Genomic DNA, 15,490 nt, shown 5'->3' on the forward strand with positions numbered 1-15,490 from the left:
GCGCAACCTTTTTCTCAAATAGTCGTTTTATTTTATTGAATAGCTCTCGACAAAGTTATAGACATAAAACGAAAAAAGAAAAGCTTTCTCTTCCCCGGAGACGTGTCCGTGGGAACAGAAAGCTTTTCTAATTTTTTGGCCCGGGAAAGGATGAGAATCATGGGGCATTTGGCTTGGGTTTGGGTTGTCAAATGTCGCATAGCCCTCATCACATTCTAGGAACCAAGTGTCCTAGCTTACTAAAATGTAAGCTCTAAATCAAGTGTACTTTTTTTCATATCTACTTTCAACCTAATATCGAAAGCGATTGCAAAATGTCACAGATTGTTCAATCATTGATGGTCTTTTATACAAATAAGTCTTGACGTAATTGACTGTCACTGCGCTCCCAAAGTTCCGGATTTAGCTCCGCTAAGAAAGAAGCTAACACTTTTTTAGATGCTTCATCCATATGATCAACAATAATTTGTCGTTTCATCGACTTATCCATCTTGTTAACGTGATCAGCTAAAATTTTATAACCACGACGCTTTTCGCGATTTACTACCATTTCACATGCTGTTACACCTGCATAGTAAGGACCATCTGCTTTATGATCAATCGTTACCCATATTAACCAGTAAGGTTTTCCACCCTCTGAATCAGCACGATTTGTCGTAAATTTGATGCCTCGTTCTACATCGCTACGTGCATGCATCGCACCTACTTCAACTGAAGCCTTACCTTCTTCTATATCAATAATGACCGGTGATACGTTTTCTAATGAAAGCGAACCAATACCATATCCTTTATGGCCATCTGTCGGGTCATTTTTTATAATCGTAAAGCCCAGTTTTTGTTTCGGTTTCTCTTCATTTGCCATACTTTAATTCCCTCCATTCTGCTATTATAAAGTAAAGCATATTCTTGCGCTTTTGTGCATTAAGTAAGAAGTTTATTATTTCTTATAAACTAACTATACAACATAATTCTAAAAGGAGGCACTATTATGCCATACGTAACAGTAAAAATGATTGAAGGCCGTACAGAGGAACAAAAACGCGCACTAGTAAAAGAAGTAACAGAAGCCGTTTCACGCACAGTAAACGCACCAGTTGAAAACGTAACAGTTTTCATCGAAGAAATGTCTAAAAACCATTACGGCGTTGCAGGCGTCCGCTTCAGCGATAAATAACAATAACCCGGGTAGAGCAACATACCGCTCTACCCTTTTTTTAGTCTAAATAAATTACCCGTGTTTAATATCAGGGATTTATTGGCCATGTTCATTGGTTTACCGGCGATTCTTAAATACTAAAGGAAGTGATCCTACTAAATATGAAAATACTCAAAATGACACTACTCATTTGTATGCTGATTATTGGTTTACTACTTATTTTTATTAATCCTATTCAAAATGCAATTATCGCTCATTTAAGTAAACAGCTAAATACGACCGATTACAGTGCAGAAGAGTTGCAAATGAACAATAATGCAAAAGCAAATTTTGAATTTGAAGATGTCCAATCTCTATCCATCGCAGAAGTTTTAAAAGCACAGACACAGATCGATAATTTACCTGTCATCGGAAGTATTGTCATACCTAATGTAGACATGCACCTTCCTATTATTAAAGGAGTCGGCAATGCTTCTCTTGCAGTTGGAGCAGGTACCATGAAGTCTAATCAAAAATTAGGACAAGGAAATTACGCCTTAGCTGGTCATTATTTTGAAGAAAAAAATATATTATTCAGCCCATTATATAAAGCAAACATTGGTGATGTAATTTACATAACGGATTTGGAAAATATTTATGAGTACAAATTAACAACAAAAAAAGTGATTGCAGCAACAGATGTGTATGTCATTGATGATATCCCGAATCAAACTGTTTTGACCCTTATTACATGTGCTGATAATGGCACAAAACGCCTTGCTATCCATGCAGATTTTGTGGAGCAATATCCATTAAATAATGCACCTGCAAAGCTATCGGAAGCTTTTTAGTATAGAAAAACCCCCAAGGCTTAATTGTCTTGAGGGTTTTTATTGTACATTATTTCATTTCTGCATTACGACGACGCAAGAAGAACAATGCACCTAAAACAAGCATTACACCTGTTAGAGTAAGTGCTGTTTGATTTGCTCCATCTGTTTGTGGCAGTTTACCTTGTGCTTTTAATTGAGCTTCCAAACGTTTCGCATCTTCCTTGATTTTATTAATATCAAGTGTTTTTGCAACATTCGCCTGATCCTCTTTTGATAAATTATTATATTTATCAAGGAAATCCTTATACGCATCTAGTGTGTCTTTATTTGCAGTAGAAGGATTGTATGGCGGTAAGTTTTTACCTTGATCAATAACATCTTGTACAGATGGTTTAGACGGTTCTGGTTTTCCAGGTGTCGTTGGATTTTTTGAATCCGTTGATGGATTTTCTGGATTACCTGGCTCATCTGGATTTGTTGACGGATTTTCTGGATCCGGCGTTGGTTTGTTTGGATCCACAGGTTTCTCTGGATCTGGTGTTGGTTTGTTTGGATCCACTGGTTTCTCTGGATCTGGTGTTGGTTTGTTTGGATCCACTGGTTTCTCTGGATCTGGTGTTGGCTTGCTTGGATCCACTGGTTTCTCTGGATCCGGTGTCGAGCCACCGCCTCCGCCGCCACCACCGCCACCTGGTAATGTCGGTTTTACAAGTGCAGAACATGTATCTTTAACCGTGAATGAGCCAATTAAATGACTTCCTTCATATACATTGTACGTTCCTTGTTGAATTGCCTTGTTTGGTAAAATAATTGTTCCTGCAATGCTAGTAGTTAAATTTTCATTGTTCGCTGCATCCTTAATGACATTACCATTAGCATCTTTTACTGTTAATTCTGCATTTGCAAGAGGTGTGCCAAATGCAGTTTGTACAGTCAATGTAAATGAAGGACATTTAGGTGCTGCTAGAATTTCCGCGTTACAAGAAATTGAATATTGTACTATGATTTGACCAATATATAGGTCCCCTTGATATACATCATACTTACCTGACGGAATATCTGTAGATGGAATTGCAATCTGACCTAATGCGTTTGTTGTTTTATTGGAAGCAATAGTTGCTCCATTTTTATCTTTAATAATGATGTTGCTTACATTAGGACGTACATTTCCATTTTCATCTTTTATCATTAAAGTAAATTCTGGACAAGAAGGTGCTGGTTGCACTGTCGCTTCACAATCTATATTAGATTGGAAACTACCAATTTCTTTGCCATCTACTACTACTGTATAAATCCCTGGATCTAAATCTGTTAACTCTAGAACGCCGTTAGTTGTAGTTTTAGTATCAACAATATTATCATCTGCATCTTTAACTGTTACAGAAGTACCGTCAGCAACTAAGTTACCATCAACATCCTTTACAGTTAGTTCAAACGATTCGCATTTTGGTGCTTGTGTAAGAGAAGTCTCACAATTACCTTTATATGAAATGTCAACTTTACTCAAGAATTGATTACCTTCATATAAATAGTATTCGCCTGCTTTAACTCCATTTGCTACTTGAATTGACGGTACAGTAAATTTTCCATCTTTATCTGTTGTTACTGTTGTGATTTCGTTACCTACTGAATCTTTCAATGTGACAGTAACACCTGGACGAGGTACGTCAACACCTGCTTTGTTTTCATTCAATGTAATTGTAAATACTGGACATGCCGGTAATGGTGCAATTTCATCTTTACAGCCATCAATATATTTTACAGTCACATTTCCTAGCCAAATATCATTTGAATCATAAACATCGTATTGACCCGCCAATACAGTGTTTGGAACTTTTACAACTCCACCAACAGTTGGACCTGTATGTTTAACAGTACCATTCGCATCTTTAAATGTTATATTTTGGTCAGCAATTAAGCCACCATCAATATCTTTAATTGTTAATTCAAATTCCGCACAAGCATTTGCTGGTGGTACAACATCTTCAACGTTAATAATTGTATACGGTTTGTTTGTTACCTCGAAGTTGTTCGTATCATTGAACCTAACATCAACTGTTGCAACTGCTTTATAGCCTGTAGGTGTTTTTTCTTCCAGTTTATAAATACCATAGCGTAAATTTTCGAATGTAAGTTCACCATCAACTGTCGTACCTTCTGCTAAGACAATTGATCCATCACGGTTATATAACTTAAATTCTACGCCATTAAGTGCTGTTGTCACACCTGTATTAGGATTTACACCTTGCTTCTTAATTTTAAATGTACCTTTTTTGCCCGAAGCATTTGTATCAGATGTGCTGTATTTAAATAACTTGTTATCTCCGCCCGATGACGATGTACCAGCTGAAGATGCACCTGCATAGTTGATGGATGCTTCATTTGAAACTTGTTCACCAGCATTAGGATCACCCATAAAATATGTTTTGTATTTAATGATGTAACCCTTGCCTTCTACATTACCTAAATCTAATGTAAATGAACCATCTGCCTGTATTTTAATATCATTAGGGCTAATTTCAACGGCTAGCCCAACATTTTGCGTGTTCCCTGCTGCATCTAATTTAATTTCTTGCTTTGTAAATGTGTTTGTTAATAGCTTTTGGTTAGCTGATGGCTTATCCGTTAACGTAATGTTGCCTAGCTTTGAGTTAGACTCATTAATTTTTACTGTCCATTCAATCGTATCTGATGCAGGTTGAGGATTAGCAGACTTTTCAATTAACTTATTCGCTTTATTTGTAATTGTTGCCTCTGCCTCATACGAATAGCTACCATTATCAGGTGTATCTAAAACAGCATGATTCGTATATTTTTGAGAATTAGTACTGCCATTCCCGTAAACATCATCTGAATCTTTTGTTTTGTATTCTATTAAATACGCTTCATTATTCTCAGTAGTAGTTAACCCTGTAAATGTTAGTTTATAGCTTGTAACATTTCCTTTGTCATCTTTCTGAACAGATGCTACATCCCATTTAGTAGAGTCTAACGGGTTACCCTTTTTTCCTTTTTCATCATTAACACCTAATGTTAATTTACTCACAGTAATAGCTTGTTTTAAATCTTGCCCTTCTGGAATAACAATATGATGTCCTGTACCTAATGTATCAATTAGTACTGCACCTTCGATGTTTTGCTTATTGATGTTTACACCAATTTTCCAAGAAAACTCTTGTTTGTCGTTATCCACAATTGCATTGTCTTTATAGCCATTTTTACTTGTTGGTGACGTTGCAGTCGGTTCATAACTAGCATCTTTATTTTTCGCTACATTATTAGTACTAGTTAAACCATCCCAAGTAGCGTCTGCTACGTTGTCATAGCTAAGTGCCACGCCTCCGTTTGACTCAATCTCAAACTTCGTTTTGTATTCAATCGTTACAGTTCCTGAAGGAATAGAAGCAAATGAAATATTAAATGCTTCATCTCCTACTTGCCCTCCACTATTAATTGATGGAGCGGTACTACCTTTTACTTCAAATACTTTGCTTGAACCATCCCACGACATTAACTTATGCTTTAACGTTTTACCGTTCGCGTTTTTCGTAGAAATTGTATCTGCAATCACAAAGTTTGTTAAAGGTTTTTCAGCGTTAATTGTCAGTTCCCACGTAATCGTTTTGTTGACATAGTCAATTGCACCACGTTCTTTATTAAAGATATTTGATGCAATATTTACAGTTGCTGATTCTGAATTATTATCATCTAAACGCGTTACAGTGTTTTTTATATTTTCTGCGTTCGCATCTGTAACGAATTCTTGATCAAACTTCGTATTATACTTTATTAAATAGGCTGCTCGAGGATTCAAGGCAACATCTTTTGAAAAATCAATTGTAAACCCTTGTGCAGTATCATTACTTAAAGTGTAATCTGTACCTTTTATTAACAATGTTTGTGAAGCGGCTGTTTGACCGTCGTCATTTAATGTTACACGGTACACTTGGAAATTAGCATCATATTGTATATTGTGCTTTGCACCTTTGCTATTTGCTGGAATTGAATCCGTTAATGATTGGGAGTTCTTTTTGCTAAGATCTTCTCCTAACCAGTTATACTTAATCTCCCAAGATGCTTCGTATTTATTATTAGTCTTAATAGTTTTTAGTAATGCTGGTCCATAAGTGATATTTACTTGTCCTGGGCTCGTTTTAGAAACGCCATTGTTTGTAAATTCTGCGGTGTTCTTATACGTCATATTTGAGCTTGTTGGATCACCGGTTACTTTCGTTTTATACGTCAGCTTGTATGCAAAATCTCCAGCATCTAAATTGACAGGAAACGCTATTGAACCACTATTATAAGTTACAGGCGTTCCAGGGTTATTTTTATTAATACCATTTAATCCAATTGGATATTTCTCCACTAGCAAGCTTCCTGCCTTGAATGCAAGATTTGCATCTGGCGTATCCGCTACTGTAGCACCTGAAACGATTGTTTTCCCTTCTGTATTTACCCAGACTGTCCAATCAATTTCAGCGCCATCTGCTGCACGTGTAATTGCACCAGAAGTTTTAGTAATTGGATCACCACTACCTGTAGGTTTAAATTTAAATGGTAGCGTAATATCCGTTTTTCCTAGCACAGGCATCTTTAATTCTTGATCAAGTTTTGACTCGTCTTGGAAATTGCCAAACTTGGCCATGAAGTTGAAGTCAATATTTCCTTCTTCCCCAATTCTTATCTCACTCTCTAATGTTACAGTAATTTTACCAGCAGAATAGCTATATGAATAAGTAGCATAATCCGTTGATTTCGATCCTGAAAAAGAGTCATCTACTTGTTCAATCATATATTGTGGTAAATCAAACGCAAATGTAGAGCCTACACCATAATCTTTAGAAGGTGTAACGCCAAATACATAATTTAAATATACTGTGTCTCCTTTTTTAGGTGCAGTATCTGCAGGAATTTGTGATGAGTCAGTAATGACATCACCATTTGGACCAGTTAGTCGAATGCCGGCAGATAATCCCCCTACATCACCTTGCATATCATCAGCCGCTAATGCTAATGGCGCCACATTCAATGCTTCTTCGTCAGGTGTATTTTCCTCAGGCTTCTCGCCACTTGGTTTTTCTTCCCCTTCAGTCACATCATCTTTTTCTGTTTCATCTGGAAGTATTTCAGTTGAGTCACTACCAGAATCAGCTCCACCAGCTTCCCCCGTTTCCCCAGGTGTTGTCACTGTTGAATCCGGGTCGCCTGTGCCCCCCGAATCAGAAGTGGTTCCGTCATTTCCTGATTCCACTGATGGAGGTAAAGAAGAATCTCCTTCTTCCGCAAACACGGATATCGGTGAAAGTACGGTTTGGAACACAAGCAATAATGTAATGATTGCTAAATTTAATTTTTTCATGTTTCTCTCCTTTTCTAAGTTTAGAGAGATTCCTATAGGCGTTTGCTGACGACTTTGCATGCTTTCTCAACCTCGAAAGCTACGCTCCAAACATTCGGTTTGCCCCTCTTCCCCTTAAATAACTCGTCGTCGTTCCGATACATTAAAAACCGTCTTACACGCGGTCAATTATCATGCTGCCTAGTCATTGTGTTTGTAAACAGTTGTATGTATCCTAAGCTGATGTGACGCCTTTACAAATATAATGGCCTCACCCCCTTTTATGTTTTACTTCATTATAAAAAGCATATCTAAACAAATTCTAAACATTACCATATTTTTCATTATCATTTCCTAGATATATCACCAACACTTCAAACCAATATGAGTTTTTACATAACAAAAAACACTAAACTATCACTATATTCCAGTGAGTTTAGTGCTTTTATATTATATATATACAATTTCGTTTTGTATATTCATAAAATAGATATATTTTCTTATATTTTTTTTATTGCATTTGTAATAACTTTAAAATCTGTTGTTTAACCCCAACTTTTGTACTATCATCCTCTAAAATATCAAGTGGAAAATATACTTTATGATCTCGTTTCATTCGACCAGAAATGGAATCGACAATAATAGATTCCCTGGATAGTTCACGTAATTCCCCGTTTTTCATCTCTAAAAAAATAGGGACACGTACTTCTTCCTCCCCTGGTCGATAAAAATCGTACGGAAGATCTGCTGTTGTATCATGCACAAGGTAGTATTCTGGATTTATGTCTGCTTGTTTAAATAACTCTTGTAGCTTTTGATATTTCTCAAGTTCTACGCCTGGATCTAAATCAATGTACTGGAATAGCTTACGATTGACAAAGCGGCGACTTAAATCACTTAGTATCGCGTCTTCTTCTTGCATCCATAGTTGAAAATATGTAAAAAGAATACTTTCATCCAGAGCAAGATAATCTTCCAGCGTAATCGAGTTTTGGAAAAATGCTAAAAAGTGTGTAGGCTCATGCTTAAACTTATAGCCTGCTTTGCTTAATTGCTTCGCTCGTTTTAATATATTATTTAAAATAACCTCTGCGCTACGTGATACAGGATGGAAATATATTTGTAAGTACATTTGATAGCGGCTCATAATATAATCCTCTACCGCATGCATACCTGTTGCTTTAATCACTACTTGATTTTTACGTGGGCGCATTACTCGTAATATGCGTTCCATATCAAAATGTCCATAGCTTACACCTGTAAAATAAGCGTCACGCTGTAAGTAATCCATACGATCAGCGTCTATTTGGCTCGATATTAGGCTTATGACTTGCTTATTGGGATACGTTTTTTCAATCACTTGCGATACTTTTTCAGGAAAATCTGGTGCTACTTTTTTTAGCACTGCATGTACTTCCGTATCGCCAAGTAAAATTTGCCTCGTATAAAATTCATGATCTAACTCAAAAACATTTTCAAATGCATGTGAAAATGGGCCATGCCCTAGATCATGTAATAGGGCTGCACAAAGCACTAGTAGCCGCTCGTCCTCATCCCAATCCGGACGACCTACAAAAATATCATCGACAATACGACGCACTATTTCATAAACACCAAGTGAATGACTAAAGCGGCTATGCTCTGCTCCATGGAATACTAAAAACGTAGTGCCAAGTTGGCGAATTCTACGCAAACGTTGAAATTCTTTTGTTCCTACTAAATCCCAAATAACCTGATCACGTACATGTACATAACGATGTACTGGATCTTTAAATACCTTTTCCTCTTGTAATTTTGCCTTTGCATAATGTGTCAATTGTACAGCACCTCCATTTCATCTTTCTTCTATTATATGCAAACAATATAGAACTAGCATAGGGATTGCACTGTAACTATAGAGACTATCAACCTAATTGAACGCGATTTTTACTCTAAATAGGTTACTATCGCTCTAAAACAAAAACTACCTTCAGCTATGTGAAGATAGTTTTTTATTACTTATTTTTTAATTTAGCTAAAACTTTTTCCATTAGTTCTTCTTCTGTTAATGCAGCTACAGGGCGACTATTTACAAATGTAAATGTTTTTTTTCGTCCTGGGCCACAGTAAGAGTGACATCCAATTTCGATGGTTGCATCAGGATCTATTTCCTTTAATTTTGGAATTAACGTTTTTAAGTTAACGGCCTGACATTCATCGCAAACTTTAAATTCGTTTGCCATTTTGTCAACAACCCTTTCTATATAGTATTTTGTTAAATAAAATTTTCTAATGTCCGCATAACCTTCACATATTTAAGTATGCAGCATACGCACAAACCTACATCCGGTATTGTATCGCATTTTTCCCCTTGTATTCAAGCATAATTCCTTTCACTTGGATGAATAAAAGGTTAAAAGATTGGTCATGCTAGACATAAATAAGGAAGTTCCAAATAAAGGTGGGAGGATTATATGATGAGTAAAGTAAGACAAGATGCTTGGTTAGAAGAAAACGATGAATTGCTAGCAGAGGCAGTAATTCGTCACGTAACAGAAGGTAGCACACAGTTAAATGCATTTGAAGAAGCTGGTGATGCGTTAAATCGTACTGCTGCAGCATGTGGTTTTCGCTGGAATGCAGTTGTTCGTAAAACTTATGAAGAGCAGTTAGCAGAAGCGAAAAAAGAAAGAAAAGAGAGAATGCGAGTGTTGGGCGCACCAGCAAGACGTCGTTCCACAAATATGTTTACAATTAATAGTAGTGATACAGATAGCAAGTCAATTCCACTATCAGCACTATCTCTTGATATTGTCATAGCATATTTACTACGTTTACAACATTCTGGTGAAATAGGTAATGAGTCTTCAAAATGGAGACAACTTGTACACGTAACCTCTGAGAAAAATAAAAAACTAGAGAAAACAATTGCTCAACTAGAAGAGGAAAATCGAGCGATTCGCAAAGATTATGAGCAGTTTGTACAAATTATGAACCGTGCTAGACGCCTTGTAACGCTAGATGAAGAGGAAGAACGTATTGCTCCTGTTTTTAAAATGGAGAAAAACGGTAATCTAGTTGTGAGCGGTCCAACATATCAAAAAGAAAATGGCGATGTGCTTAGTTAGCACAATCGCCTTTTTTTCAAGGTCTGCTACTATTATTTCAATTCAAGCATTTTAGCATTTCGTTCAAACACACGCTGTAAATAAAATGCATATAGTTGTAATTCTTCATCATGAAAAGGCTCTAGACGAACTTCATCGGCAAATGTCTGGACAATTTGTTGTAGACGAATTACAACGTCTTCTACCTTTAATGAGGCATCGACCAATTCACTTAATGAAGCCATTACACCTGGTATAATTTGGGGATACGTAAATTTCGTTTTTTCTCCTCGTAAACTCTCAGCGTAAAAATCACGAATAAGTGCAGCACGTTCTGCACCGCTTCCTTCAATACATAAATAAATTTGCACTGCAACACCTTGACGTAATCGTCTTTGTGAAATGCCGGCAAACTTCTTACCTCCAATACTTAAATCATAGGACCCTGGGCAATAAGAACCTACAATTTCATAGGCTTCAATTTTATCGGCAACTTCTGGCAGTAATGCTTTGATTAGCGCTACCATTACATCATAGCCGTCATTAATGCCAATTGCGGTTGCTTGTTCAGATAAAACAAGTGAAATATTCAGTATGCCTTCATCTAGCACAACGGCTAACCCGCCTGAATTGCGAACGATTGGGTGATAGCCTCGTTCTTCCAGCAACTTCATTCCTTGCTGTACAAATGGTAAACGATGATCTTGAATTCCGAGCACCACCGAAGCATTATGTACCCAAGTTCTTATAGTCGGAGGCGATACAAGCTGTCCTACTAATTGACACAGCGTATCATCGGTTGCAAATGATTCAAGTGGTGTGCTGTTTTTCAAGCTAATAGATTGATCATATAAACGCCAAATCGGCTGTTGTAAATTACTGTTCATTTATTTTGAAGCTCCTCTATTTACATCTCTTCTCTTTAGCATACAGCATCCGACGAAGGTGTCAAATTCGTGAAATTCACTCATGAGTTTAGGGATTTCGTACAAACTATGATAAACTAAATTAAGAATGATTTTCACTTATAAAGGAGTGCTTTGAATAATGAATGAAGCAGCAATTACATTAGATGGTTGGTACGCATTACACGATTTCCGCTCAATCGACTGGGCTTCTTGGAAACTTGTTTCTGCTGAAGAACGTCAAGCAGCAGTTGAAGAATTTATTGCTTATTTAGAAAAGCTAAATGAAGCAGATGTTGCTAAAACAGGTGCTCATGCATTTTACGCAATCGTTGGTCAAAAGGCCGACTTTATGATTATGACATTACGCGAAACGATGGATGAATTACAAGAGCTTGAAGCGGAATTTAACAAATTAGCAATTGCTGATTTTACAATTCCTACATATTCTTATGTATCTGTGGTCGAGCTTTCAAACTACTTAGCTGGTGAATCAAACGAAGATCCTTATCAAAATCCACATGTGCGTGCACGTCTATACCCTGAACTTCCTCGTTCTAAGTATGTATGCTTCTATCCAATGGACAAGCGTCGTCAAGGTAATGATAACTGGTACATGTTATCAATGGATGAGCGCAAGTCTTTAATGCGTTCACACGGTATGATTGGTCGAGGCTATGCAGGAAAAGTAAAACAAATTATTACTGGCTCTGTTGGATTCGATGATCATGAATGGGGCGTTACTTTATTCGCAGATGATGTATTACAATTCAAAAAATTAGTATATGAAATGCGTTTCGACGAAGTATCTGCTCGCTACGGTGAGTTCGGTGCATTCTTTGTTGGTAACCTACTTGATAACGATAAATTAGTGAACTTCCTATCAGTTAAATAAAATAAAAAATGCGTGTCCATATAAAATGGGCTCGCATTTTTTTATGCTTCATGTTCCTCACTGTTTTCTGATTCTATTATTAAAATAATGGTATGAATAAAAAAACCTATAAGAATCATTACAAATACTAAATACCAATTATATGGCTGATGGTAATACTCAGCAATTCCAACAGCCATGAATGCACTTACAATAATTGCTACAAACATACTGATAATACGCATAGTACTACTCCTTTATGAAAAGCTATATCATTCCAATTTAGTATGGCTCAAACAAATTTCAATATACTTGCAAATCATAAGTTTTTTCACAACATATCAGCAGATATCTATCATAAATTGCGATCTTCCTATGTAAGTATTTAATGCGCTTCAATACCACAATAAAATAGGGTGCTTCCTGTTCAAAACTGAACTGGAAACACCCTATTAACAAAGTTCAATCTGCTTTACTTTCACCTACATTAAAAACTTCACGAGCTTTCATCCTTAACTTTTAAGATTATAATAATCGTATTAATGAAAAAGCCAACTACAATTATTAATATAAAAAGATACCAATGGAGAGGCTGACCATAGATATTCCCGAGCAAAAAAGCAAGTACAGCACTCAATAAAATCCCAATCCAAACACCAATCTCCATGCCCTTCCACCTCACATGTATTAATACACATGCAATTTTATATCCACATTCCCCTCATCAATAACGCCTTGGCGTATTTGCGTCCAAATTTTTTCGAGTATACTTAGAAAAATCTGCGACCTCTGCCGGCGTCTTTAACTTGATTCAGCAGGGTTTTGCTCCCCACTTCACTTATATGACTATTTGGCATTCATCTCCAACTTTTAGAAGTGGAGGACTTCTGCTGAAACAAGTTAAACTTTTTCTATTTTTTTCTTTACCCCATTTAGATGGAATCTATCTATAAACTCCCTTATTTCCACGGACTACTCGTTATTACTAATATATGCTTCAGCAATTTGAAATGTGAATTTCTTTCTTATCGAAATTAAACATGTCTACAATACCTTCATGCATATACTGGTTGCGAGGAGGTTTGAAAATCGCTGTTATAAAAACGAATGATGCACAAACAGCTTTGCTTGCGAGGCTTATGCGTTCGGAAGCTGAAGGCGAAGGTCAGTTAGGCATGCTAATGGTCGGCAATGTTGGCGTCAATCGTGTACGGGGAGATTGTCTAGATTTTGGTGATATTCGAACACTCGAGCAAATGATTTATCAACGTCCAGGGGGGTTTGAAGCAACAACAAAAAGTTATTTTTATCAACGGGCACGTGATCAAGACATTAGATTAGCAAAAAGAGTTATTGAAGGTGAAAGGTTCCATCCGGCTACTCGCTCGCTGTGGTTTTTCAGACCTGAGGGTGATTGCCCTGAACAATGGTATGGTCAATGGAATACGGGACGTTACAAATCGCATTGCTTCTTCTCACCAACCGAAGAAGATTGTCCTCAAATTTAAATGAAAGAAGGTCGATACTTATGATGCCTTACTATTGGACACCGACAACTCAACAACAAATGACACCTCCTCCAGTGACGCTTCCAAGCGGACGGCCACCTGGACGTGAGGAGTCGTACATTGAAAATATCTTACGTTTGAATCGAGGAAAACCTGGTACTTTCCACTTTTCTTTTGAACATGCTGTTGAGCAAGGGAAAAATACAAAGACAGTACGTGGTGTGGTAGAAGCTGCAGGTCGGGATCACGTTATTTTAAGAGAAATTAAATCAAATCATCGCTTTTTATTCCCAATGATTTACTTTGATTTCGCTGAATTCGATGAGGAAATGTCTTATTTCAATCAAAATCCATAACTGAAATGAGGTTTGGACAAAATGAAAAAGTGTTAGATTGACCGCAATCAATCTAACACTTTTTTGCTATGTCGTCGTTGTCTGCTACTGCGTTGCTTTCCGCGGGCATACCATAAGCCACAACCCTAGCGAACGCTCGGTCCCTTGTGTCTTACGTTGCGTGCAGTCACTGCCTTCGCTGCCAATCCATCTTCTATGGCAGAAATTTATTATCAATGTTGTTCTTTTTAAGTATAAAGCTATGTCCAAGTCTCATTTTAACTAGTTACTCTCCTGCATAAATTGCAAAGTCGCTTTTCCTAACGTTTTTGCAGCGATTAGCATTGCACGTTCGTCAAAATCAAAGCGTGCATGATGATGTGGATAGGCTGTTTCCCACTCAGGTTTTTTGGCACCCGTAAAGAAAAACGTGCCAGGAATGTTCTCAAGATAATACGCAAAATCTTCCCCAATCATAAACGGCGGGCATGTAATAACATTTTTTACTCCTGGAATGTCCGCTGCAAGCTGTGCAACAAATTCTGTTTCTTTCGCATGATTATAAACTGGTGGATATCCTCTTGTATAGCGATATTCATAACTTGCCCCAAAGGCAAGACAAGTAGCTTTTAATATCGCCTCCAACTCCTGTTCCATTTGTGTACGTACCTGTTCCTCAAATGTTCTTACAGTACCAGTTAAAGCTACTCGATCAGCAATAACATTAAATGGATTTATGGCCTCAAAATGACCAATTGTTAAGACAGCGGATTTTAATGGGTCTATACGACGAGCAACTAATTGCTGTGCATTAATAACAAATTGAGATGCTAGTACAACCGCATCGATGGAATGATGTGGCTCTGCACCATGTCCTCCTTTTCCTTGAATAAGAATTTCCGCTTTATCAGCAGCCGCCATGATAGCTCCCTCTCTCACTAAAATGTCTCCAAGTGGTGTTGGTGCCCATAAATGCGTACCAAAGATCACGTCGACCCCATCGAGGCAGCCATCTTCAATCATTGGCTTTGCTCCGCCTGGCGCAACCTCCTCTGCATGCTGATGAATGAACACTACATTGCCAGCAAGCTCATCCTTCATGGCATTTAGCACCTTGGCAAGTCCAAGTAAAGTTGCGGTATGTCCATCATGTCCACAAGCATGCATTTTACCGTCGACCTTAGACTTATAAGGCACATCATTTTCTTCTTGGATAGCTAATGCATCAAAATCAGCACGTAACGCCACCGTTTTTCCTGGCTTTGCACCACGTAACGTTGCAACGACACCTCGCTCACCAACTTGCTCTCGTACTTCATGCCCTAATGCTCTATGAAAAGCTGCTATGTAAGCAGGTGTTTCCACTTCTTCAAAGGATATTTCCGGATACTGATGTAAATGGCGACGAATTGATACCATCTCATCATAGTTCTCATCAAGCAATGTAAATAATTTCTCCATAACTATAACCCC

The 15,490-nt window shown here is 37.4% G+C and carries 14 protein-coding genes; 6 read left to right on the forward strand and 8 right to left on the reverse strand.

Translation table 11 applies throughout. The features are described from left to right. Window positions 1-346 precede the first annotated feature (346 nt). Window positions 347-862 (reverse strand): YwhD family protein, encoded by a 516-nt coding sequence (locus ACIQXJ_RS17315; protein WP_401010838.1) that lies wholly within the window; start codon window positions 860-862, stop codon window positions 347-349. 126 nt (window positions 863-988) lie between these two features. On the opposite strand from ACIQXJ_RS17315, the gene ACIQXJ_RS17320 reads away from it, so the two are divergent. Continuing rightward, on the forward strand, window positions 989-1,174 hold the full coding sequence (locus ACIQXJ_RS17320; protein WP_024362848.1) for a 2-hydroxymuconate tautomerase: 186 nt from the start codon (window positions 989-991) through the stop codon (window positions 1,172-1,174). Between the two features lie 143 nt (window positions 1,175-1,317). After that, window positions 1,318-1,986 carry a class A sortase gene (locus tag ACIQXJ_RS17325; RefSeq protein ID WP_403056246.1) on the forward strand — a complete coding sequence of 223 codons (669 nt, stop codon included), beginning with the start codon at window positions 1,318-1,320 and terminating at the stop codon, window positions 1,984-1,986. Window positions 1,987-2,035: 49 nt separating this feature from the next. Here ACIQXJ_RS17325 and ACIQXJ_RS17330 read toward each other — a convergent pair whose 3' ends face one another. The 3 genes from ACIQXJ_RS17330 to ACIQXJ_RS17340 all read right to left on the reverse strand — a co-directional run bounded on the left by ACIQXJ_RS17330 (window position 2,036) and on the right by ACIQXJ_RS17340 (window position 9,531). Beyond that, window positions 2,036-7,330: a collagen binding domain-containing protein gene (locus tag ACIQXJ_RS17330; RefSeq protein WP_403056243.1), complete on the reverse strand. Its 5,295-nt coding sequence runs from the start codon at window positions 7,328-7,330 to the stop codon at window positions 2,036-2,038. Between the two features lie 490 nt (window positions 7,331-7,820). Then, window positions 7,821-9,125, reverse strand: coding sequence for an HD domain-containing protein (locus tag ACIQXJ_RS17335; RefSeq protein WP_340821030.1), 1,305 nt, complete (start codon window positions 9,123-9,125; stop codon window positions 7,821-7,823). A 178-nt stretch (window positions 9,126-9,303) separates the two neighbouring features. Then, window positions 9,304-9,531 (reverse strand): YuzB family protein, encoded by a 228-nt coding sequence (locus ACIQXJ_RS17340; RefSeq protein ID WP_024362844.1) that lies wholly within the window; start codon window positions 9,529-9,531, stop codon window positions 9,304-9,306. Between the two features lie 234 nt (window positions 9,532-9,765). Here ACIQXJ_RS17340 and ACIQXJ_RS17345 point away from each other — a divergent pair, with 234 nt between their 5' ends. Beyond that, window positions 9,766-10,416 carry an RsfA family transcriptional regulator gene (locus ACIQXJ_RS17345; protein WP_403056240.1) on the forward strand — a complete coding sequence of 217 codons (651 nt, stop codon included), beginning with the start codon at window positions 9,766-9,768 and terminating at the stop codon, window positions 10,414-10,416. A 32-nt stretch (window positions 10,417-10,448) separates the two neighbouring features. Here ACIQXJ_RS17345 and lipL read toward each other — a convergent pair whose 3' ends face one another. Continuing rightward, a complete protein-coding gene (gene lipL / locus ACIQXJ_RS17350) occupies window positions 10,449-11,282 on the reverse strand; it encodes an octanoyl-[GcvH]:protein N-octanoyltransferase (RefSeq protein WP_403056237.1) in 834 nt (277 codons plus the stop codon). A gap of 160 nt (window positions 11,283-11,442) precedes the next feature. Here lipL and hemQ point away from each other — a divergent pair, with 160 nt between their 5' ends. Then, window positions 11,443-12,195, forward strand: coding sequence for a hydrogen peroxide-dependent heme synthase (hemQ, locus tag ACIQXJ_RS17355; protein ID WP_401010850.1), 753 nt, complete (start codon window positions 11,443-11,445; stop codon window positions 12,193-12,195). Between the two features lie 41 nt (window positions 12,196-12,236). Here hemQ and ACIQXJ_RS17360 read toward each other — a convergent pair whose 3' ends face one another. Both ACIQXJ_RS17360 and ACIQXJ_RS17365 read right to left on the reverse strand, forming a co-directional pair. Further along, entirely contained in the window at window positions 12,237-12,419 is a 183-nt protein-coding gene (locus ACIQXJ_RS17360) for a hypothetical protein (RefSeq protein WP_403056234.1), read from the reverse strand. Window positions 12,420-12,670: 251 nt separating this feature from the next. Continuing rightward, complete coding sequence (locus tag ACIQXJ_RS17365) at window positions 12,671-12,841, reverse strand: hypothetical protein (RefSeq protein WP_340821036.1); 171 nt, start codon at window positions 12,839-12,841, stop codon at window positions 12,671-12,673. 415 nt (window positions 12,842-13,256) lie between these two features. Here ACIQXJ_RS17365 and ACIQXJ_RS17370 point away from each other — a divergent pair, with 415 nt between their 5' ends. Continuing rightward, on the forward strand, window positions 13,257-13,682 hold the full coding sequence (locus tag ACIQXJ_RS17370; RefSeq protein WP_403056231.1) for a cell wall hydrolase: 426 nt from the start codon (window positions 13,257-13,259) through the stop codon (window positions 13,680-13,682). Window positions 13,683-13,702: 20 nt separating this feature from the next. Then, entirely contained in the window at window positions 13,703-14,038 is a 336-nt protein-coding gene (gene gerQ, locus ACIQXJ_RS17375; RefSeq protein ID WP_173478664.1) for a spore coat protein GerQ, read from the forward strand. A gap of 261 nt (window positions 14,039-14,299) precedes the next feature. On the opposite strand, the gene ACIQXJ_RS17380 is transcribed toward gerQ, so the two are convergent. After that, window positions 14,300-15,478 (reverse strand): M20 family metallopeptidase, encoded by a 1,179-nt coding sequence (locus ACIQXJ_RS17380; protein WP_403056229.1) that lies wholly within the window; start codon window positions 15,476-15,478, stop codon window positions 14,300-14,302. Between the last annotated feature and the right edge of the window lie 12 nt (window positions 15,479-15,490).

It is taken from the genome of Lysinibacillus sp. NPDC097868 (genome assembly GCF_044761135.1).
Lineage (GTDB): Bacteria > Bacillota > Bacilli > Bacillales_A > Planococcaceae > Lysinibacillus.